The sequence below is a fragment of the Ensifer sp. genome (assembly GCF_035999185.1).
Taxonomy (GTDB): Bacteria; Pseudomonadota; Alphaproteobacteria; order Rhizobiales; family Rhizobiaceae; genus Ensifer.
In genome coordinates this window covers 1-20,506 of the sequence record NZ_DASYHB010000069.1, presented here as the reverse complement: position 1 = coordinate 20,506, position 20,506 = coordinate 1, and the positions used below count along the sequence as shown (strand labels likewise).

Sequence of the window (20,506 nt, the reverse complement as noted above, 5' to 3'; positions counted from 1 at the left end):
CGGCGTGATCGACGGGTTGGCGAAGAATTCGGAGAACAGGTCCTCCTTCTGCTTCTGGCTGTCGGCCGAAAGCAGCTGGTCGGTGCCCTGGATCACGTTGCCCTTGGCAAGGATATCAAGGCCCTTCTTCATGCAGTCGTTGGCAGCAGCCAGATCGACGTCGCCGCGCACCGGCAGCGAACCCTTCTTGAGGTTGAAGGCGACCTGCGTCTTCGGATCGAGCAGCGTCGAAGCCAGTGCTTCCTGCGCCTTCGACTTTTCCTCATCCTTCAGAAGCGGGAAGTAGAAGGCGTCGCCGCCGGTCGAGATGATCTCGTTGACGCCGAGACCCGGCAGGCAGGTGTAGTCCGTTCCGGCCTTCTGGCCGGCAAGCGCGAACTCGCCCTGCGCCCAGTCGCCCATGATCTGGCCGCCGGCCTTGCCGGTGATGACCATGTTGGTCGCCTGGTTCCAGTCCTGGACATTGCTGCCCTTCGACATGCGGCGGGCATCGTCGGCAGCCTTGAAGACCTTGGCGATCTCAGGGCCGGCCGCCACTTCCTCGTCCTTGTCGCCAAAGACCTTCTGGAAGGTGTCCTTGCCGGCGATCGCCACCATCAAGACGTCGAAGGCACCGGCTGCCTGCCACGGCTGACCGCCGACGGCGAGCGGCACGATGCCGGCCTTTTCGAGCGCCGGTGCCGCGGCGACAAATTCATCCCAGTTCTTCGGCACGTCGACGCCAGCCGTCTTGAAGGCGGCGTTCGACAGCCACAACCACTGCCAGGAGTGGATATTGACCGGCGCGCAATAGATCTTGCCGTCGATGGTGCAGGAATCGAGCAGGCTCGCCGGCTTGATGATGTCCTTCCAGTGTTCGCGGGTCGCGACATCGGTGAGGTCGCGCATCAGCCCGGCCTGGACCAGCTCTTCCGCCTGGCGGCCATGGTTGAACTGCGTGGCGCCCATCGGGTCGCCGCCGGTGATGCGGCTGATCATGATCGGCCGAGCCGTGCCGCCCGAGCCGGCGATCGCGCCATCGACCCAGTGGTTTCCGGTCGCATCGAAGGCCTTGGCGAGTTCGGCGACTGCGGCTGCTTCACCGCCCGAGGTCCACCAATGGGTTACTTCAAGATCGGCGGCGCTGGCTGCACCGAGCGGCAGGGCCACTGCGGTTGCGAGCATGGCTGCGAAAGAACGTAAATTCATGAGTCTCCTCCCTCACTGTAACGTTACCGTAAAAAACTTAGTGCAATCGATTACAGGACGCAACACCCACCACAATCGATTTAAACAGAATCTTAAAAAACACCCATTGCGTGCAGATGACAGTGACCGCTCAAAGCGCTTGGCATCGGCTGCCGACCGATCCACTCCGCATAGAAAACGCTCTTATAAAGCTGATATTTAACACGTTTTTCCGAACGCCGTGCATCCGTAGGGAGACCGGCTTTTCGCAAACGCAAAAAAATGACGTTCAACGGCGCGATTCAACCTGACGGCCCCACCTTTCGCACTGCAGCAACGAAAATGCTCGACATCGCGACTGTATCGTTACAGATTTGAAGCAATTTGATCCGTCCAAAGCAGCATAGCCGCTCACGACTTTTCGTATATAAGGCGAAGACGGGACAGGCGACGGCGCGATGGACAGGGCCGAACCGACGTGTTTGCAGCCGGCCGGGCAAGGTTGGCTGCGCGCGAACTAGAGAGTGGGCGGGTGACGGCAATGGACAACAAAACGAAAAACAGGCCGCTGACGCCGCCGCCGGATGGCGGCCGGCCGACGCTGAAGACGATCGCCTTCATGACCGGCCTTGGCATCACCACGGTGTCACGGGCGCTGAAGGACGCGCCGGATATCGGCGCGGAAACCAAGGAGCGTGTCCGCCTCGTCGCCAAGCAGATCGGCTACCAGCCGAACCGCGCCGGCGTGCGGCTTAGAACCGGCAAGACCAACGTCATCAGCCTCGTGTTGACGCTCGAAGAAGAGATCATGGGCATCACCAGCCCGATGGTGGTGGGCATCACCGAGATCCTCGCCGGCACGCCCTATCATCTGGTTGTCACCCCCTATAGCGCCGTCAAGGACGCGATGGCGCCGATCCGCTACATCCTCGACACAGGCGCTGCCGACGGCGTGATCATCTCGCGCACCGAGCCGCACGATCCGCGCGTCGCACTTCTGACCGAACGCGGCCTGCCCTTCGTCACCCATGGCCGCACCGAGATGGGCATCGTCCATCCCTATCACGACTTCGACAACGAGCGCTTCGCCTATGAGGCGGTGCGCAAGCTCGTCGCACGCGGCAGGCGGAAGCTGGTGCTGCTCGAGCCGCCGCCGCACCTCACCTTCTATTCGCACATGCGCGCCGGCTTCGAGCGCGGCCTGCGCGACTTCCAGGCCGACGCGGTCGGCTTCCACCAGACCAACATCGACCATTCGCTGGTCGAGATCCGTGACGCCTTCGAGGTGCTGATGCGCTCCGAGGATGCGCCCGACGGCATCGTCTCGGGCAGCGGCTCCGGCGCCATCGCGCTGATCGCCGGGCTGGAGATGGCCAAGAAGAAGCTCAGCGAAGACTGCGACATGGTTTCGAAGTCCCCGAGCGACTTCCTGCGCTGGCTGCGCCCTGAAGTGATGACCATGTACGAGGACATCCGGGTTGCCGGCCGGGAACTCGCCAAGGCGGTGATCGGCCATATCGACGGCCAGCCGCCGGAAACGCTGCAGAGCCTCAGCCAACCGGAGTTCCAGCCGCCGATCACGCGCGGCCTGCGGGCCTGAGCCGGCAGGGCACACGAGAGTCAGGGGGCGGCGAACATTTCTTCGCCCTCATCCCTGTGCCCCGTCACAGGGATCCAGCAGCGCCGCGTCCGCGGCGCGGAGCAGTCCTTTAGGCCCAAGGACTTGGGCTGACTGGGTTCCTGTGACAAATACGGAATGAGGACCTATGTTCTGCTCACTCAGTCCGCTCGTTCTTAGTTGTAGCCTCCTGCAGTTCGCTCCAAAGAAGATAGTAGAACGGATTGCTTGTTTTCTGCCAAAAGTCAGGGCTTGAGGCATTGAAAAGAAGCGTAGTTACGCCTGACAGAAAGATTGAGAAGGAAACGAAGACCAAGGCAAAAAGGTTTGCGATCATCGCAATGATGACTAACGCAGTCAGCCCGTCATTCTTTATGAGAAACCATTCCTCAGACATGTAACCAGTCGCACATAATGCTGCGAAGCTGGCGATGAGGATCGGCAATGCCCAGAGCGTTTGCTTCTTCGTAAGCACTTGATGTCCTCTATGACGCTGGTTGCGTTCTGATTAGAACACATGTTTACAGCGTATGTGTAGTCAAAGCAGCGCATCCCAAACGCCTTGCTCGACCCAACGGCGAAAGCGAACATAGGCCAAGAAGATGGCCAGCAGCCACACTTGACCTCGCGAGAGTTAATCTGGGCCTCGCGAAACGACGTGGAAACGCCCTCAAGTCTTGCTTGTGACGCAGAAACCTGCGACAGGCCGGGACAACAATTGGGCGCGAGGCGCCCCGCTCCTCCCTTCAGGCTACCGCAGACATGATCCGTATCGAAAATATCAGCAAGCAGCTCAGCCACCGTATCCTCTTCATCGAAGCTTCCGCCGCGCTGAACCGCGGCGAAAAGGTCGGCCTCGTCGGTCCGAACGGCGCCGGCAAGTCCTCGCTCTTCCGCATGATCACCGGCGAGGAAATCCCGGACGAAGGCCAGGTCGCGGTCGATAAGGGCATCACCATCGGGTACTTCAACCAGGACGTCGGCGAGATGTCCGGCAACAGTGCGGTTTCCGAAGTCATGAACGGCGCAGGCCCGGTCAGCGAAGTCGCGGCCGAACTGCGCGAGCTTGAGGCCGCCATGGTCGATCCGGATCGATTGGACGAAATGGACGCGATCATCGAGCGCTATGGCGAGGTGCAGGCGCGCTACGAGGAGCTCGACGGCTACGCGCTCGAGGGCCGCGCCCGCGAAGTGCTGGCTGGCCTGAGCTTCTCCCAGGAAATGATGGACGATGACGTCGGCAAGCTCTCGGGCGGCTGGAAGATGCGCGTGGCGCTTGCCCGCATTCTGCTCATGCGGCCGGACGTGATGCTGCTCGACGAACCGAGCAACCATCTCGATCTCGAAAGCCTGATCTGGCTTGAAGACTTCCTCAAGAACTATGACGGCGCGCTGATGATGACCTCGCACGACCGCGAGTTCATGAACCGCATCATCACCAAGATCATCGAGATCGACGCCGGCCAGCTGAACGCCTATTCGGGCGACTATGGCTTCTACGAACAGCAGCGCGCCCAGAACGAGAAGCAGCAGCAGGCGCAGTTCGAGCGCCAGCAGGCAATGCTTGCCAAGGAAATCAAGTTCATCGAGCGCTTCAAGGCGCGCGCCTCGCACGCCTCGCAGGTGCAGAGCCGGGTGAAGAAGCTCGAAAAGATCGACCGCGTCGAGCCGCCGAAGCGCCGCCAGACGGTCAACTTCGAATTCCGCCCGGCGCCGCGCTCCGGCGAAGACGTCATCAACATCAAGGGCGTGCACAAGAAATACGGCAGCCGCAGCATCTATGAGGGGCTGGACTTCATGGTGCGCCGCCGCGAGCGCTGGTGCATCATGGGCATCAACGGCGCCGGCAAGTCGACGCTCTTGAAGCTCGTCGCCGGCTCGACCGAGCCGGACGAAGGCAATGTCGCCCTCGGAGCCAGCGTCAAGATGGGCTACTTCGCCCAGCACGCCATGGACGTGCTCGACGGCGACCGCACGGTGCTGCAGCAGCTCGAAGACACCTTCCCGCAGGCAGGCCAGGCGCCGCTGCGCGCCCTTGCCGGCTGCTTCGGCTTTTCCGGCGACGATGTCGAGAAGAAGTGCCGGGTTCTTTCGGGTGGCGAGAAGGCGCGCCTGGTCATGGCGATCATGCTGTTCGATCCGCCGAACCTCTTGGTGCTCGACGAGCCGACCAACCACCTCGACCTCGATACCAAGGAAATGCTGATCAAGGCGCTGGCGGACTATGAAGGCACCATGCTCTTCGTCTCGCACGACCGCCACTTCCTCGCAGCCCTTTCCAATCGCGTGCTGGAGCTGACGCCCGAGGGCATCCACCAGTACGGCGGCGGCTATACGGAATATGTCGAGCGCACCGGCCAGGAAGCGCCGGGCCTCAGAAGCTAGTCACCATCGCTGAGCGTGCCGCCTTGGCGGCATGCCCTTCGGCTGGCGCCGCCTCTTGGCGACCAGCGCGCTTGCTGCCACCGGCAAAACAATGCCACGCCTCAGTTCTGCCGCGCCTTGCCGCCATCGTTTGGCGGCGATGAAAGCGTGCGGGCAATGAAGACGAAGCATTACGTGCTGCAGATTTTTCGAGCAGCCTTTACCGACAGGCTGCTGCTGATCATCGTCATGCTGATGATTGCCGCACCATTCGCAATTCTTCCGATCAAGTCCTGCTCCAACCCGGGACCTTTGAGCGACCCTGGATCGACGCATTCACCGCCCGTTTCAACACCAGGCTAACGGCTTCCTTCGGTGCGTGCGTCTTAGCGCTTGTTTCGCGAGTTGGGCGCTGCGCGCCGGCGCCCAACATTTCGCGACATCCGCTTGCGCTCGACGGAAATCGAATCTCCAAGCAGGCCCAGCCCTGCACATGCAGCAGACGGGGCGCGGCTCTAAATCGGTTCTCAAAAAACTAGGTGCTTGTGAGGTGTTGCCGTGGCAACCCCCAGAGCTTAGAAGCCCTGCCGCGTGAAATCGATCGGACTTTGGTCCGATGGGCCGGGGCCAAAGGTCCCAGTTTCTTAAAACCCCACGCTTGCCAACGGATTTCTGAACCGCCGTCGACAACCCCAAAGCAAACGGGGCGACCCATGGCCGCCCCGTTTCAAGCTCTCTCTTCGAGACTTAGGCGTTGAGGCCGCTGCCCCACGGGCCGTGGTGGCTGTCTGCGCCGTCCACACGGTCGAAGCCGTGCGCGCCGAAGAAGTCGCGCTGGGCCTGGATGACGTTGGCCGTGCCGCGGCCGCGGCGGTAGCTGTCGAAGTATCCGAGCGCCGAGGCGAGCGCCGGAACCGGCAGGCCGCTGAGGACGGCAGCCGAAACGACGCGGCGCAGTGCCCCGTCGGTTTCCTTGACCATGGCCGCGAAGGCAGGCGTGACGATCAGGTTGGCGGCGTCAGGCGCCTTGGTGAAGGCGGTGGTGATTTCGTCGAGGAACTGCGAGCGGATGATGCAGCCGGCGCGCCAGATCTTGGCGATGGTCGGCATCGGCAGGTTCCAGTTGAACTCCTTGGAGGCGGCCGACATGACGGCAAAGCCTTGCGCATAGGCACCGATCTTGGCCGCAAGCAGCGCGCTTTCCAGATCCTTGATGAAGGCGGCCTTGTCGGCCACCTTGAACTCGCCGACCGGCGGGAGCCCGAGGATCGTCTCGGCGGCTTCACGCTCTTCCTTGGCCGACGAGATGCTGCGCGCGGCGACGGCCGCTTCGATCGCGGTTGCCGGAACGCCCATGTTCTGCGCTTCGATCACCGACCACTTGCCGGTGCCCTTCTGGCCAGCCTTGTCGAGGATCAGGTCGACGATCGGCTTGCCGGTGAGCGGATCGGCTGCCTTCAGCACCTTCTCGGTGATCTCGATCAGGTAGGAGTTGAGGCGACCCTTGTTCCAGGTGCCGAAGACTTCGCCGATCTCGGTCGCCGACATCTTCAGGCCGTCGCGCAGGATGCCGTAGATTTCGGCGATCATCTGCATGTCGGCATATTCGATGCCGTTGTGAATGGTCTTGACGAAGTGGCCGGCACCGTTTTCGCCGAGCCAGGCAACGCAAGGCACGTTGTTGTACTTCGCAGCAATCGAGGTCAGCACCGTCTCGACCCGCTTCCAGGACTCTTCCTTGCCGCCAACCATGATCGACGGACCATGGCGGGCGCCCTCTTCACCGCCGGAAACGCCCATGCCGATGAAGGTCAGGCCCGAATCCTTCAGCGCCTCGAAGCGGCGCATCGTGTCGCGGAAGTTGGCATTGCCGGCATCGATCATGATGTCGCCCTTGGAGAGGTAGGGCTCGAGGATCTTCATCTGCTGGTCGACCGGCTCACCGGCCTTGATCATGATGATGATCGGGCGCGGCGGGCGGATGGCGGCGACAAACTCTTCGATGGTGTCGCAGGGCACAATCTGGCCCTGAAGGTCGCCCGCTTCCGCGTAGAACTTGTGCGTCGCTTCGACGGTACGGTTGAACACCGCGATCTTGTTGCCTTTTTCAGCGATGTTGAGCGCCAGGTTCGAGCCCATGACGCCGAGACCGATTAGGCCGATTTCCGCCTGTGACACGTGATTGCCTCCATTGGACAGAAGTGCCGGGCGCGATCGGGATAAACGCGTCAAAGCCGGCTCTTCGAATTGAACTTCGCCGCTCGCGCGGGGCTCTGTCGAAGGCCCGGGCGCGAGAAGCGACGGCGGAGGTTGTTTTGGCATTCAAATCGATTAACGACAAGCGATTCCTGACAAAATCACTTCTTTTCAGGCTTGCCGTCGCCATCGTCGAGCACGCGCCAGGACGCTCCCTCAAGGTCCTCGTACTGGCCGCTCTTCAGCGCCCAGAGGAAGGCGACGAGACCTATTCCCCCCAGAAACAGGGCGATGGGAATGAGATAGATCAACGTGTTCATCAGACGCTCCCGACCGGCTCCAGACTGACGGCCGTTTGCCTCTCCTCTGCCGCCTCGCTGACATTGCCGGTGACCGCACGCAGGCGCAAGGCGTTGGCAACGACGATAACCGACGAAGTCGACATGGCGACGGCGGCAATCAGCGGCGTCGCATAACCGAGGATCGCGATCGGCACCGCAATGACGTTGTAGCCGATCGCCAGCACAAAGTTCTGGCGGATCAGTTTTCCTGCCCGTCGCGACGTGTCGATCGCCATCGGCACGGCGTTGAGCCCCTGATGCAGGAAGACGAAATCCGCCGCCTGGCGCCCGACATCGGCCGCCGTTGCCGGTGCCATGGAGACGTGGGCGGCCCTCAGCGCCGGCGCATCGTTGATGCCGTCGCCGACCATCAGCACGCGGTGCCCGCCTTCGGCAGCGGCCGCGCATTCGTCGACCTTGCCGCGCGGTGTCAGCTCCGCCTTGAAGCGCTCGATGCCGACGCGTCCGGCAAGCGCTGCGACCACCGGCTTGCGGTCACCCGAGAGGATGCCGGTCGACAGACCGAGGCGGCCGAGTTTGGCGATGCTTTCGCGAGCGAACGGCCGCAGACGGTCTTCGAAACGGAAGCAGGCAAGCTCGCGACCGTCGAGCGACAGGATCGCTTCCGATTGCCCGCTCGCCTGCCCAGCATCGCCACAGGCAAAGGCGCGGCTGCCCAGCCGGTAGACGCCTGCATCCGTATGGGCCTCAATGCCCGCACCGGGGATTTCCTTGATCTCACCGGCGATGACAGGGGCAAGCTTTGCCGCATCGTGAATGGCCATCGCCAGCGGATGGCGCGAATGGGCGGCAAGCCCGGCCGCCGTCGAAAGCACCGCCGGCTGGATATCGCCGCCGTTGACAAGCCGCGGTTCGCCCACCGTCAGCGTGCCCGTCTTGTCGAGCAGCACGGTGTCGATCTCGGCGAGCCGCTCCATCGCAGAACCGTCCTTGACCATGACGCCGTTCTGGAAGAGGCGTCCAGCGGCGATCACCTGCACCACCGGCACCGCGAGCCCGAGCGCGCAGGGGCAGGTGATGATGAGCACGGCGACCGCCACCAGCATCGCGTGATGGAAATCGCCATCGACGAACATCCAGCCGATGAAGCTGATGAGCGCCAGGAGGTGCACGGCCGGCGAATAATATTGCGCCGCCCGGTCGGCAATGCGGCGATAGCGCGCCCTGCCCCCTTCGGCAGCCTCCATCAGCCCCATGATTTCGGCAAGCAGCGAGTCGCGCGCCGCCGCCGTCGCCTCAATGGTCAGCGGCCCGGTGAGGTTCATCGTGCCAGCCTCCACGGTGTCGCCGACCTTCACCGGTGCCGGCGCGCTCTCACCATTGACGATCGAGCGATCGAGGTCGCTTGCACCGAAGAGAATGCGACCATCGACAGGAATGCGTTCACCGGCCGATATCGCCAGCTTTTCGCCGGGCCTGATCTCGTCGACGGGGCGATATTCGCGCCCGCCATCGGCATCGATGACCATGGCTCCACGCGGCGACAGCCTGGCCAAGCTGCTGATCGCCGAGCGCGCCCGGCCACGCATCATATGGTCGAGCGTGCGGCCGATCAAAAGGAAGAAGAGCAGCATCACGGTGCCGTCGAACCAGGCATGGGTGCCGTGGGTGATCGTCTCATAGAGGGAGATCGAGTAGGAGAGCGTGATGGCGAGCGCGATCGGCACGTCCATGTTGGTGCGGCCGTGCTTCAGCGCGTTCCAGGCGGACGCATAGAAGAAGCGCCCGGAATAGATCAGCGTCGGCGCGGCAATCAGCGCCGAGATCCAGTGGAAGAGATCGCGCGTGGCGGCTTCGGCGCCCGACCAGACGGAGACGGAAAGAAGCATGATGTTGGCCGAGGCGAAACCGGCAACGGCAACGGCGCGCACCAGCTGCTTCAGCGTCTGGTCGCCATCTTCCTCGCCCGGCGCAAACAGATGGGTCTCGTAGCCGCGGGCGCGAATGGCCCGCGCCAGTTCCCGCGGATCGGTCCTCGTGCCGCCCGTCTCTTCCTTCCAGACGACCGAGACACGGCGGGACGATAGATTGACGCGGGCGCGCTCGACTTCGGGGCGCGCCTTCAAGGCGCCCTCAAGCGTGGTGATGCAGGCGCCGCAATGGACGCCGGGAACGCTGAGATCGGTCTGGCGCAGGCCGCCACCGAGCGACCGGCTCGTCAGCCACAGCTCTTCCGATGTCGGCAGTCCCTGCCCGGCCCTGTCGACCTCCAGAGCCCCCTCGGTTCCCGGAGCGCAGCAGCTCATTGGGCATCTCCCGGCACGATGAAGCGGATGGCCTGACGGTAGACGACGGTGTCGCCCGCCGTTGCAGTCACGTCGGCAATCCACTGGCCGCGCTTCAATGCGGTCGCCGCAACGAAGACGCCCTCGCCCTGGTGGGCCATCTCGACGGTCACGTCCTCATGTTCCTCGACCGGGCGCTTCAACACCGCGACGACCTTGTCGGCCGTCATCTCCGGATTGCCCCGGCGGGTCAGCGTGTAGCGCAGCGCTTGCCTCTCGACGCTGAGCTTGCCGTCGAGCCCATCAGCGGCAAAGGCCTTGGCCTCCTTCACCTTGCCGTTGAACTGTTGGCTGGCAACATAGGTGTTTTGCACCACCAACCCGCTCCAGCTGTGGCTGGCGTTCCAGGCCATGATCAGGTTGACGGTGATGATCGTGCCGAAGAACAGCACCATGACGCCGAGCATGTGCCAGCCGGTGAAGGGGCGCGGAGCCTTTGCCTGTTTGGTCGTCATTTCGCGGCTCCCGGGCTGTTGAAGTTGGCCTTGTAGACGTCACGCTCGTGGCTCGACGGGTCCTCGACGATGAGGCTGAAGCCGTCGGCCGCCTCGAAAAGCTTGTCTTTCGGCAGCGTCACGAAGACCTTGACCGCCGTCACCTTGTCCGGATCGACGCCGATCGCAAACGTGCGTCCGTCGCCCGGCGCCTGGCCGGCGATGCGCATCGTCGCCGACGGCAGGCCGTCGATGGCAAGCGTGATGGTGCGTTGTTCGGGGATCATGTTCAAGAGCTTGACCATGTAGCCGTTGCGCACCGAGCCGTCGGATTCGACGACGAATTGCGGGTTGCGGTCGTGCAGCACGTTGAGCTCCAGCCGGTCGCGCGACAGAAGCGCATAGAGCAGGCCGATCCCGACGAGCGTCCACACACCGAGATAGAGCAGCACCCGCGGACGGAAGACGATCTTCCAGTTGAAGTGGCGCACCTTGTCGGAGAAGTTGCCTTCGGCATCACGCACCCGGCCGGGGTCGATCGCGGCCGTGCCGCCATTGGTGGCAAGCGCCATGTTGGCGGCATAGTCGTTGAGCGTCGCATAGGAGATCAGCCCGCGTTCGCGCCCGAGCTTGTCCATGACGCCGTCGCAGGCGTCGATGCAGAGCGCGCAGGTGATGCATTCGAGCTGCTGTCCGTCGCGGATATCGATGCCCATCGGACAGACGACGACGCAGGCGTTGCAGTCAACACAATCGCCGACACTCTCGCCAGCGGCCGCCGCCTTCTTCTGGTGGCGCGAGCGCGGCTCGCCGCGCCAGTCGTTGTAAGTCACGACCAGCGAGTTTTCGTCGAGCATCGCCGCCTGGATGCGCGGCCACGGGCACATGTAGGTGCAGACCTGCTCGCGCATCAGCCCGCCGAAGACATAGGTCGTCGCTGTCAGGATCGCGACGGTCATGTAGGCGACCATGGGCGCCTGCAGCGAAACGAAGCTTTTGAGCAGCGTCGGCGCATCGGCGAAATAGAAGATCCAGGCGCCGCCGGTGGCGATGCCGATCAGAATCCAGATCGTGTGCTTCGACACCCGCTTGACGACCTTGTCGAACGTCCAGGGGCCGGCATCGAGCTTCATGCGGGCGTTGCGGTCGCCCTCGATATAGCGCTCGACCACCAGGAAGAGATCGACCCAGACCGTCTGGGGACAGGTATAGCCGCACCAGGCGCGCCCGACCGCCGAGGTGACGAGGAACAGGCCAAAGCCGGCCATGACGAGCAGGCCGGCGACGAAGAAGAATTCCTGCGGCCAGATCTCGATGAAGAAGAAGTAGAAGCGCCGGGCGCCGATATCGACGAGCACGGCCTGGTCGGGCGCATGCTCGCCGCGATCCCAGCGGATCCAGGGTGTCAGGTAATAGATGCCGAGCGTGACCAGCATCACCAGCCACTTGAAACGGCGAAACCCGCCTTCGGCCCGCTTCGGAAAGATCTTCTTGCGCTTTTCGTAGAGCGGCTTGCGCACGTGCGCCGCATTGACCGGTTCGGCCTCGTGACGTTCGACGGAGGCTGGATTTGCGGCGGATTGAGGGCTCATTTGTGGGAAATCCCCGGATATGTCATGTATTGCGCATCGTTTTGCCCGATTTGGCGCCGGAAAACGTTGATCTGTGTCAAGTTTGCGGGCTAAAGCGCCTGCATGCGGCGAAACGCCCGGACTTTCAGACGAAAGCCCACCGCTTTCGCGCGGTACGTCCGGCTTTCGCAAGAAATGTTCGGGCTTTCGCATCCGATCCGCACAGCGGATCGCGACATCACGACATCTGCAATACCAATGAGGAACCGCATGGACACGATCATCGGCTTTCTGAACACGATTTTTTGGGGCTACGTGCTGATATACGGCCTGCTCGCCGTCGGCATCTATTTTACGCTGCGCCTCGGCTTTCCGCAGATCGTGCATTTCGGCGAGATGTTTCGCGTCTTGAGCAGCGGCGGCTCGAAGGATTCGGCCGGCATCAGTCCGTTCCAGGCGCTGACCGTCAGCCTTGCGTCCCGCGTCGGCACCGGCAATCTCGCCGGCGTTGCGGTGGCACTCTACCTCGGCGGCCCGGGGGCCACCTTCTGGATGTGGATGGTAGCGCTTGTCGGCATGGCGACAGCCTATGCCGAAAGCGCGCTGGCGCAGCTCTACAAGGTGAGGAACGAAGACGGCCAGTACCGTGGCGGCCCCGCCTTCTACATCGCCCGTGGCCTCAATGCGCCCTGGGCGGCGACGATCTTCTCCGTCTGCCTCATTCTCTCCTTCGGCCTTGTCTTCAACGCGGTGCAGGCCAATTCCATCGCTGACGCAGTCCAGGGCGCCTTCGGCGTTCCGAAGATAGTCGTCGGCCTCGCGGTCGCGGCAATCTCCGGCATCGTCATCTTCGGCGGCATCCGCCAGATCGCCCGCGTCGCGGAAATCGTCGTGCCCTTCATGGCGGCAGCCTATCTCCTGACGGCGATCTACGTGCTCGTCGCCAACGCCGCGATCGTCCCGAGCGTGCTCTGGACGATCATCTCCAGTGCCTTCGGCCTGCAGGAAGCAGCAGGCGGCGTGGCCGGTGGCGTCACGGCCGCGATGATGAACGGCGTCAAGCGCGGCCTGTTTTCCAACGAAGCGGGCATGGGCTCGGCCCCGAACATCGCCGCCGTTGCGACGCCCGTGCCGCACCACCCGGCCTCGCAGGGCTTCGTTCAGTCGCTCGGCGTCTTCATCGACACCATCCTGATCTGCACCGCGACCTCAGTGATGATTCTTCTGTCGGGCACTTTGGAGCCGGGCTCCGGCGTCACCGGCACGCAGCTCACGCAAGCCGCGATGAACGTGCACATCGGCTGGGCCGGCAGCTACTTCATCGCGATCGCAATCTTCTTCTTCGCCTTCACCTCGATCATCGGCAACTATTCCTATGCGGAAAACGCGCTCACCTATCTCGGCGGCGCCAACCGGCTGGGCGTGTTGGTCATGCGTTGTGCCGTGCTCGCCATGGTCGTCTGGGGCGCGTCCGAAAGCATCACGACGGTGTTCGACGCGGCAGACGCCTCCATGGGGCTGATGGCGACGATCAACCTCATTGCCATCGTGCTTCTGTCCGGTACCATTGCGAAGCTGACCAAGGACTATTTCGCCCAGCGTCGCCAGGGTATCGAGCCCGTGTTCCACGCAGCCGACTATCCCGAGCTGCAGGGGCAGATCGACGGCGAGATCTGGACGCGCGAAGAAGCGCTCGCCATGGGCGGGCGTGTGGAGGACAAGGCATGGACGGCTCCAACGGGCCGCTGACACCGACAAGACTGACATTGGCAAAAAAGCACGGCGTCTATCTGGAACGCGCCGCGCCATCTGCGCTGTCGGGGCATGTCGAATGCCTCTGGAGCCACGAGATGCCCAAGGGGCCGGCCGCGCGGATGGCGGTCGTGCCCGACGGCTGCGTCGATCTTCTCTGGTCCGATTACGGCCTCGTGGTCGTTGGACCCGACCGCACGGCCGCCTTCCCCGTCATTGCGCCCGGCACGACGGTCGTCGGCCTGCGCTTCCGGCCGGGCGTGGCCGCCTCCTTCCTGCGCACGGCTCTTTCCGAAATCACGGGTAACCTCGTCCCACTCGATGCTTTCTGGGGCAGGCACGCACGCGAACTCGATGCGAGGCTGCACGAGGCCACAGGCTCGACCAAGCGCGGCGAAATTCTGGCGGAAGCGGTGCTGCAGCGCCTGGCGGACGTCAACCCGCCACCAAGCGATGTCGCCGCTTGCCTCGCGCACCTCGAACGGCACCGACACTCAGAGGATAATCCGATCCGATCGTTGGCCGCGTCCAACGGCACCAGCGAGCGGACGCTGCGCCGCCGCTGTCACGAGCACTTCGGTTATGGCGCCAAGACGCTGGACCGCATCCTGCGCCTGCAGCGCTTCCTGGATGCATGCCGAAGCGAGCCATCGATAAACCTCGGCGCCCTCGCATTTGATGCCGGATACGCCGACCAGGCGCATCTCACTCGTGAAGCCAGGGCGTTGACGTCGCTTTCGCCGGCCGAAATCCGCAGCCAGCTCAGCCCTCACCGCCAGGCCGCCTGACACGTTTCTTGCTGCCCGCGGCCCGGCCCTGACTGGCCGTTTCGTTCAAGACCGCATGCTTCACCCGTGCTATCCCGGAAGCAGGAGAACGAAGCATGGCAACACACGAAGCGAAGATCATTCACATCACGATCGCGCGCAACTGGCGCGAGGTCTATGCCTTCATGGCCAGGCACGAAGACATGCCGCTCTGGGCGTCCGGCCTCTCGTCGGGACTGGCGCGCGACGGCGACGACTGGCTAGCGCCGGGACCGCTCGGCAATGCCCGCGTGCGCTTTGCCCCGACGAACGACTTCGGCGTGGTCGATCATCTGGTAACGCTCGAAGACGGCACACAGGTTCACAATGCGCTTCGCGTCGTGCCGAACGGCGATGGCGCCGAAGTGATGTTCACCCTGCTGCGCCAACCTGGCATGAGCGACGACCAGTTTGCCGGGGATATCCGCTGGGTCGAGAAGGACCTCGCCTCGCTCAAATCGATCATGGAAACAGGAAAAGACAGGTAGCATCATGGGTACCAAGGGCAACGACCGCCGCATCGACTATGTCGAGTTCAACGTTTCCGACATCGCCGCAAGCAAAGCCTTCTATGGCGGCGCCTTCGGCTGGACCTTCACCGACTACGGGCCGGAATACTGCGAATTCCAGGACGGCCGGCTGACCGGCGGCTTTACCACCACGGGCCCGGTCAGAAGCGGCGGCCCGTTGATCATCCTCTATTCCGATAGCCTCGAGGACATGCTGGCCCGCGTCGAAAAGGCCGGCGGCAAGATCGTACAACCGATCTTCACTTTCCCCGGCGGCCGCCGTTTCCACTTCGCCGATCCGGATGGATACGAGCTGGCGGTCTGGTCGGCGCAGTGAAGCAGTAACGCTAACGCAGGAGAAATGAGGGCAAAGACGACCACCGAATGGAGGTACTGTTAGAGTTACAGCGCTCACCTCCTCTTCTCCCTCATCTCTGTGCTCGTCACAGAGATCCAGTCGCGTGCGTCCGCACGGCGATTGACTCTGCGTCAAGACTGACGGCTCCTGCGTTTCTCGCGCCGCAGACGCGGCGCAGCTGGATTTCTGTGACAAGCACAGAAATGAGGGTGATCTTGGTGACGCCCGCGTCTCATCGGTCGATCGACAAGACCGCGGCGGTGCCCTCACCTCCATATCCGGTGGACACGTAGACCCGCTTTACCCCGGCTTAATCTCTGCACGCCAGAATTGCGCGCGAGAAACGATTGGGCGCAAAAGCGATGGCCGACACACACGACTTCCTGAAGAACTCCGTCATCATCGGCGCCCACCCCGACGACGAGCTTTTGTGGTTCACCTCGATCCTCGGCAAAGTCGACGAGGTGATCATCCTTTACCGCGACATCTGGTCGGAGCCGCAGATGGGTGAGGCCCGCACGGCTGCGATCAATGCCTATCCGCGCAGCAATGTCCGCTTCCTCGAGATGGAGGAAACCGGTTCGTTCGATTGCGCCGACTGGACGAGCCCGAAGCCCGGCCCGTTCGGCATGGAGTTCGGCACGGAAGGCACGCGGCGCGAAGCCAAGCGCATCGTCAAGAAATCGCTGTCGCAGATCATGCCCGGCAACTTCCGCCACTCGACCCGGCCGATCGCCCAGGCCTATCGCGACAACTACGAGACGCTCTATCGCACGCTGCTGCCGCTCCTGAAGCCCGACATGAATGTCTTCACCCACAATCCCTGGGGAGAATACGGCCATGAGGACCACGTCCAGGTTTTCCGCGTGCTCGACCGGCTTCGCGACGAGATTGGCTTCAAGCTCTGGATGTCGAACTATTGCACCGAGCGCTCGATGCCGCTTGCCATGCAGTATTTCAGCCGCAAGCCGCAGGACTACATCCGTCTGCCCGCCGACAAGGCCTTTGCCGAACAGGTCGCCTCCGTCTACCGTCAGCATGGCTGCTGGACCTGGCGCGATGACTGGGTCTGGTTCGACGACGAATGCTTCATGGAAGCGCCGCGCAGCAAGCCGGAAGGCGGCGGCTTTCACCTACTGCCGATGAACCTCTTCAACTTCGGCACCGTGGTGAAGAGGCCGGTCAACACGTCGCTGCTGCTCGGCACGGCGATTTCAAGCGTCGTCGTGGGTGCAACGATCGCTGCGGCGCTGGAATAAAGAAGGTCGACGGCACCGCCCATCGCACCTGACATACACGAATCGCCGTAACACACTGAATTTCCGTGTTTCCTCCCCGAAGAAGCGACGGCCGAATATGATGTTGTTGCGTACCGGTGCTGCGCGCCACTGATGGCTTTCAGTCTGACTGCGGCTCTAAAAAGTAGACTACCATCCGAAGATGTCGGTGCTCATCCACCACGAGCGTCTCGTGGCGAAACGCCTGCTTGCCTGCCTTGGCCGTTGTCAGCAAGGCTATCCCACGCTGCGGCTCACCTGAAGCGGTCGCCTGCCACCAGCGCCTGAAGTCGATAGAGAGTGCTTTCAAGTCCTCGACCAGAGCCAGCATCAACGGGTCATCCGGCGTCACCGCAAGATCATAGCGCAACTGCTCCAGGAGCTTCGGCGCTTCGTCGCGCCAATCCGAAAGCCTCAAGCGCATAAGGGGATCGGTAAACACCATCCGCAGGATATTGCGGGACTCGCGCGCTATGCCGCTGAAATCGAACAGACTGTCCGCAGCAGCGTTCCAGGCGATGACATCAGAGCGCAGGTTCACCACATAGGCGGGCCGCGTCGAAAGCTCGTCCATCATCTGCTGAACGAGCGGCGAAACCGAAACCCGCTGGTGCGCCTCCGGTGGCGGCGGACGCCGGTGGGCGAGCAGGAACAGGTGGCTGCATTCGGCGTCGTCGAGCCTCAGCGCCCGGGCCACGTTCAACAGGAACGCCTCCGACACCTTGATGTCGCGCCCCTGCTCGAACCAGGTGTACCAGGTAAGCCCGACGCCGGCGAGCGCCGCCACCTCCTCGCGCCTAAGCCCCGGCGTGCGCCGCCGTCCCGTTGCCGGTAGGCCGACATCGTCAGGCGCCAGCCGCATACGGTGGCGCATCAGGAACGCAGACAGATCGTCCTTGGTGCGGCCAAGGCTTCGTTCGCTCAAGCCATTGCCTCCAGTAATAGGATAAATACCCAAATTGTACCGGGATAACTCTGCCCTGAAGATGTGGCTTCCGCAACAGGCAAACCGGAGACCACCCTTGACCGCCGTTCACGAACCATCCGCTGACCCAGGCTTCCAGACCCATCCGTCCGACGCCCGCGCCGGTCCGCGCGCGTGGATCGGCCTTGCCCTTCTGGCACTGCCGACCATGCTGCTCGGCCTCGACGTCACGCTGCTGCACCTCGCGCTTCCGGCGCTTGCCGCCGATCTTCAGCCGACGAGTTCGCAGGCGCTCTGGATCGTCGACGCCTATGGCTTCATGATCGCCGGTTTTCTCATCACCATGGGCACGCTCGGCGACCGCATCGGCCGGCGCAGACTGCTGATGATCGGCGCCGCCGCCTTCGGGGCAGCCTCGGTCATGGCGGCCTATTCCACCAGCGCTAACATGCTGATTGCCGCGCGCGCCCTGCTCGGGATCGCCGGCGCCACCTTGATGCCGCCGACACTCGCGCTCATCAGCAACATGTTCCTCAACGCGCATCAAAGGGCGCTTGCCATTGGCGTGTGGGCGACGATGTTCGCGCTCGGCATGGCCGCAGGCCCTATTGTCGGCGGCGTCCTTCTCGAGCGCTATTGGTGGGGCTCGGCCTTTCTGGTGGCGCTGCCGATCATCGGGCTGCTGCTCGTCGCAGCTCCCTTCCTGCTGCCGGAATACCGTGCCCCACAAGGAGGCCGTTTTGACATCGCAAGCGTCGCGCTGTCGCTCGCCACGCTGCTGCCGATCGTCTACGGAATCAAGCAGATCGCCAAGCAGGGCATCACCGCTGGCCCTGCCCTCGCCCTCGTCGCCGGATTCGTGTTTGCGGCGCTCTTCATCTGCAGGCAGAGCCGGATCCGCAACCCGCTGGTCGACCTCTCGCTGTTTTCGAGCCGCACCTTCAGCACCGCGCTCATGGTGCTGTTGATCGGCCTTGTCGGCGTCGGCGGCACGATGCTGCTCGTGACCCAGTATTTGCAGCTCGTCGCCGGGCTGTCGCCACTTGAGGCTGGTATGAGGATGGGGCCGCCGGCGCTCGCCATGCTGGTCGCGGGTATCACAGCGCCGCTCCTTGCCCGGCATGTTCACCCCGGGCCTGTGATCGCCGGAGCCCTCGCCCTGTCGGTCGCCGGATACCTGCTGTTGACGCAGCTGGACCTCGCACCGCAAGGGGTTGCACTGGTCACCCTGTCGTTCTCGCTTGTTTATCTCGGCCTCGGCACGATTGCAGCCCTTGGAACCGACCTCGTCGTCGGTGCCGCCCCTCCCGAAAAGGCGGGATCGGCGTCAGCCCTGTCGGAGGTGGTACAGGAACTCGGCCTCGCCATCGGCATCGCCACGCTCGGCAGCGTGACGACGGCGGTTTATCGCGCGGAAATGGCCGCGCTGCCCCGGGACTTGGCCGAGGATCTCGGACACCGGGTGTCGGACAGCCTCGCGGGTACCGTGTCCGTCTCGCACAAACTGCCGGCAGGCGTGCTGGAGCAGGCACAAGTGGCGTTCCTCACCGGCTTCAACGTCGCGGCAACGGTCTGCGCGATCGCCATCTCCGTCATGGCCATGTTGGCGGCGGTCACGCTGAGGCATGTTGGCGGCGAGACGCGATCGTGAAGGGCTCCAGTGCTGGAAAGAGAGAGCCGCCCCCTTCGGCGTTGCCTTGCCCTCAGTCGGCCAACGCTGCTGGTCTTGAGATTGCCCCTCACTGTCCTTCCGGACATCTCTCCCCGCAGGGGGGAGAGAACCGCTGGACGCACCCATTGGCGCCAAACTTCGTCGTTCCCCAATCCGATCTCAACGTCGACGATTGGCATCGCCGGCGCCGCTCGTTCCCTTCTCCCCTTCATGATGGGGAGAAGGTGGCGGCAGCCGGATGAGGGGCCGCCACGTTCTTTACTCACCCCCACCCAGCGAATGCACGAACACGGCCAGCTGCTTGACCGTGGTGTCGCCGAGACGCGGCAGCCAGGCGGGCATGACGCCGTGTTTGGGGGCCTTCATCTGGGCGACGATCGCCTGCTCGGTGCTGCCGTTGAGCCAGAGCGCATCGGCAAGATCGGGCGCCCCGAACTCGCGGTTGCCCTTGGCATCGGCGCCATGGCACGAAGCGCAATTGGCCGCGAACAATGCCTTGCCCGGCCCGACCAGCGAAGCGTCCGACGGCGTGCCGGTGAGGCTAACGACATAGGCTGCCGTCTGCTTGATCTCCTCGGGTTTCAGGATCTCTGCGAAGGACGGCATTTCCGAAATGCGGGTGTCGTCGTCACCGGTGTAGCGGATGCCGTGCGCGATCGTCTGGTAGATCTCCTCGGGCTTGCCGCCCCAGAGCCAGTCATCGTCGTTGAGGTTCGGGAAGCCGGCAGAGCCGGCCGCACCCGAGCCATGGCACTGGGCGCAGTTGACCTTGAAGGCCGAGGCACCGCCCGAAACGGCAAAATGCTGCAGCTGCGGATCGGCCATGATCTCGGCAAGCGAGCTCGTGGCGATCTTTTCAAGGTTGCCGGCTTGCGCCGCCTTCGCGCTCGCAAGCTCTGCACTCACTTCGGCACGGCTCGAATAGCCGAGCACGCCCTTGGTCGCGTCGGTGAGCAATGGCACCGCCGGATAGACGATCATGTAGCCGACCGCCCAGACGACCGTCGCATAGAAGGTATAGACCCACCAGCGCGGCATCGGGTTGTTGAGCTCGCGGATACCGTCCCATTCGTGGCCGGTGGTCTCGACGCCGCTGATTTCGTCGACGTGTTTGTCCGCCATTATTTCAGTCCTCCTTGAGGGGGATGGCTGCGGCATCATCGGCGGCCTTCTTGGCGCCGGGCCGGAAGATGAAGGCGACGACGCCCAG

Annotated in this window: 19 protein-coding genes; 9 read left to right on the top strand and 10 right to left on the bottom strand. The window is 63.3% G+C overall.

Annotated elements, in window-relative coordinates; translation table 11 throughout:
- Positions 1-1,188, bottom strand: a 1,188-nt coding sequence (locus VGO04_RS07130) for an ABC transporter substrate-binding protein (RefSeq protein ID WP_327495258.1), incomplete at its 3' end; no start/stop codon positions are given.
- Between the two features lie 520 nt (positions 1,189-1,708).
- Here VGO04_RS07130 and VGO04_RS07125 point away from each other — a divergent pair.
- On the top strand, positions 1,709-2,767 hold the full coding sequence (locus VGO04_RS07125; RefSeq protein WP_327495257.1) for a LacI family transcriptional regulator: 1,059 nt from the start codon (positions 1,709-1,711) through the stop codon (positions 2,765-2,767).
- 175 nt (positions 2,768-2,942) lie between these two features.
- Here the strand turns inward: VGO04_RS07125 and VGO04_RS07120 are convergent, their stop codons facing one another.
- On the bottom strand, positions 2,943-3,260 hold the full coding sequence (locus VGO04_RS07120) for a hypothetical protein (RefSeq protein ID WP_327495256.1): 318 nt from the start codon (positions 3,258-3,260) through the stop codon (positions 2,943-2,945).
- A gap of 287 nt (positions 3,261-3,547) precedes the next feature.
- On the opposite strand from VGO04_RS07120, the gene VGO04_RS07115 reads away from it, so the two are divergent.
- On the top strand, positions 3,548-5,170 hold the full coding sequence (locus VGO04_RS07115; RefSeq protein WP_327495255.1) for an ABC-F family ATP-binding cassette domain-containing protein: 1,623 nt from the start codon (positions 3,548-3,550) through the stop codon (positions 5,168-5,170).
- Positions 5,171-5,326: 156 nt separating this feature from the next.
- Positions 5,327-5,512, top strand: coding sequence for a hypothetical protein (locus VGO04_RS07110; RefSeq protein WP_327495254.1), 186 nt, complete (start codon positions 5,327-5,329; stop codon positions 5,510-5,512).
- A gap of 384 nt (positions 5,513-5,896) precedes the next feature.
- Here VGO04_RS07110 and gndA read toward each other — a convergent pair whose 3' ends face one another.
- From gndA to ccoG, 5 genes are all read right to left on the bottom strand, one after another.
- On the bottom strand, positions 5,897-7,327 hold the full coding sequence (gene gndA, locus VGO04_RS07105; RefSeq protein ID WP_327495253.1) for an NADP-dependent phosphogluconate dehydrogenase: 1,431 nt from the start codon (positions 7,325-7,327) through the stop codon (positions 5,897-5,899).
- Positions 7,328-7,506: 179 nt separating this feature from the next.
- Positions 7,507-7,665 (bottom strand): cbb3-type cytochrome oxidase assembly protein CcoS, encoded by a 159-nt coding sequence (gene ccoS, locus VGO04_RS07100; protein ID WP_043615060.1) that lies wholly within the window; start codon positions 7,663-7,665, stop codon positions 7,507-7,509.
- Positions 7,665-9,953 (bottom strand): cation-translocating P-type ATPase, encoded by a 2,289-nt coding sequence (locus VGO04_RS07095; RefSeq protein ID WP_327495252.1) that lies wholly within the window; start codon positions 9,951-9,953, stop codon positions 7,665-7,667. Before VGO04_RS07095 ends, ccoS begins: the two co-directional genes overlap by 1 nt.
- Positions 9,950-10,447, bottom strand: a complete 498-nt coding sequence (locus VGO04_RS07090) for a FixH family protein (protein ID WP_327495251.1) — start codon at positions 10,445-10,447, stop codon at positions 9,950-9,952. Before VGO04_RS07090 ends, VGO04_RS07095 begins: the two co-directional genes overlap by 4 nt.
- On the bottom strand, positions 10,444-12,018 hold the full coding sequence (gene ccoG, locus VGO04_RS07085; protein WP_327495250.1) for a cytochrome c oxidase accessory protein CcoG: 1,575 nt from the start codon (positions 12,016-12,018) through the stop codon (positions 10,444-10,446). Before ccoG ends, VGO04_RS07090 begins: the two co-directional genes overlap by 4 nt.
- Before the next feature lie 249 nt (positions 12,019-12,267).
- Between ccoG and VGO04_RS07080 the strand changes: the two genes are divergently transcribed.
- The 5 genes from VGO04_RS07080 to VGO04_RS07060 all read left to right on the top strand — a co-directional run bounded on the left by VGO04_RS07080 (position 12,268) and on the right by VGO04_RS07060 (position 16,681).
- On the top strand, positions 12,268-13,746 hold the full coding sequence (locus tag VGO04_RS07080; RefSeq protein ID WP_327495249.1) for a sodium:alanine symporter family protein: 1,479 nt from the start codon (positions 12,268-12,270) through the stop codon (positions 13,744-13,746).
- Positions 13,722-14,537 carry a helix-turn-helix domain-containing protein gene (locus VGO04_RS07075; RefSeq protein ID WP_327495248.1) on the top strand — a complete coding sequence of 272 codons (816 nt, stop codon included), beginning with the start codon at positions 13,722-13,724 and terminating at the stop codon, positions 14,535-14,537. The genes VGO04_RS07080 and VGO04_RS07075 overlap by 25 nt, the downstream gene beginning before the upstream one ends.
- 95 nt (positions 14,538-14,632) lie before the next feature.
- Positions 14,633-15,043 (top strand): SRPBCC family protein, encoded by a 411-nt coding sequence (locus tag VGO04_RS07070; RefSeq protein ID WP_327495247.1) that lies wholly within the window; start codon positions 14,633-14,635, stop codon positions 15,041-15,043.
- A 4-nt stretch (positions 15,044-15,047) separates the two neighbouring features.
- The gene (locus tag VGO04_RS07065) at positions 15,048-15,401 is read left to right on the top strand and encodes a VOC family protein (protein WP_327495246.1); all 354 of its coding nucleotides are present in this window, start codon (positions 15,048-15,050) and stop codon (positions 15,399-15,401) included.
- A 383-nt stretch (positions 15,402-15,784) separates the two neighbouring features.
- Positions 15,785-16,681, top strand: a complete 897-nt coding sequence (locus tag VGO04_RS07060; RefSeq protein ID WP_327495245.1) for a hypothetical protein — start codon at positions 15,785-15,787, stop codon at positions 16,679-16,681.
- Positions 16,682-16,820: 139 nt separating this feature from the next.
- Here VGO04_RS07060 and VGO04_RS07055 read toward each other — a convergent pair whose 3' ends face one another.
- Positions 16,821-17,624 (bottom strand): helix-turn-helix transcriptional regulator, encoded by an 804-nt coding sequence (locus VGO04_RS07055; protein WP_327495244.1) that lies wholly within the window; start codon positions 17,622-17,624, stop codon positions 16,821-16,823.
- 97 nt (positions 17,625-17,721) lie between these two features.
- On the opposite strand from VGO04_RS07055, the gene VGO04_RS07050 reads away from it, so the two are divergent.
- Positions 17,722-19,275, top strand: coding sequence for an MFS transporter (locus tag VGO04_RS07050; RefSeq protein WP_327495243.1), 1,554 nt, complete (start codon positions 17,722-17,724; stop codon positions 19,273-19,275).
- Between the two features lie 279 nt (positions 19,276-19,554).
- Here the strand turns inward: VGO04_RS07050 and ccoP are convergent, their stop codons facing one another.
- Both ccoP and VGO04_RS07040 read right to left on the bottom strand, forming a co-directional pair.
- Entirely contained in the window at positions 19,555-20,418 is an 864-nt protein-coding gene (gene ccoP, locus VGO04_RS07045; protein ID WP_327495242.1) for a cytochrome-c oxidase, cbb3-type subunit III, read from the bottom strand.
- Positions 20,419-20,422: 4 nt separating this feature from the next.
- Positions 20,423-20,506, bottom strand: an 84-nt coding sequence (locus VGO04_RS07040; protein ID WP_327495259.1) for a CcoQ/FixQ family Cbb3-type cytochrome c oxidase assembly chaperone, incomplete at its 5' end; no start/stop codon positions are given.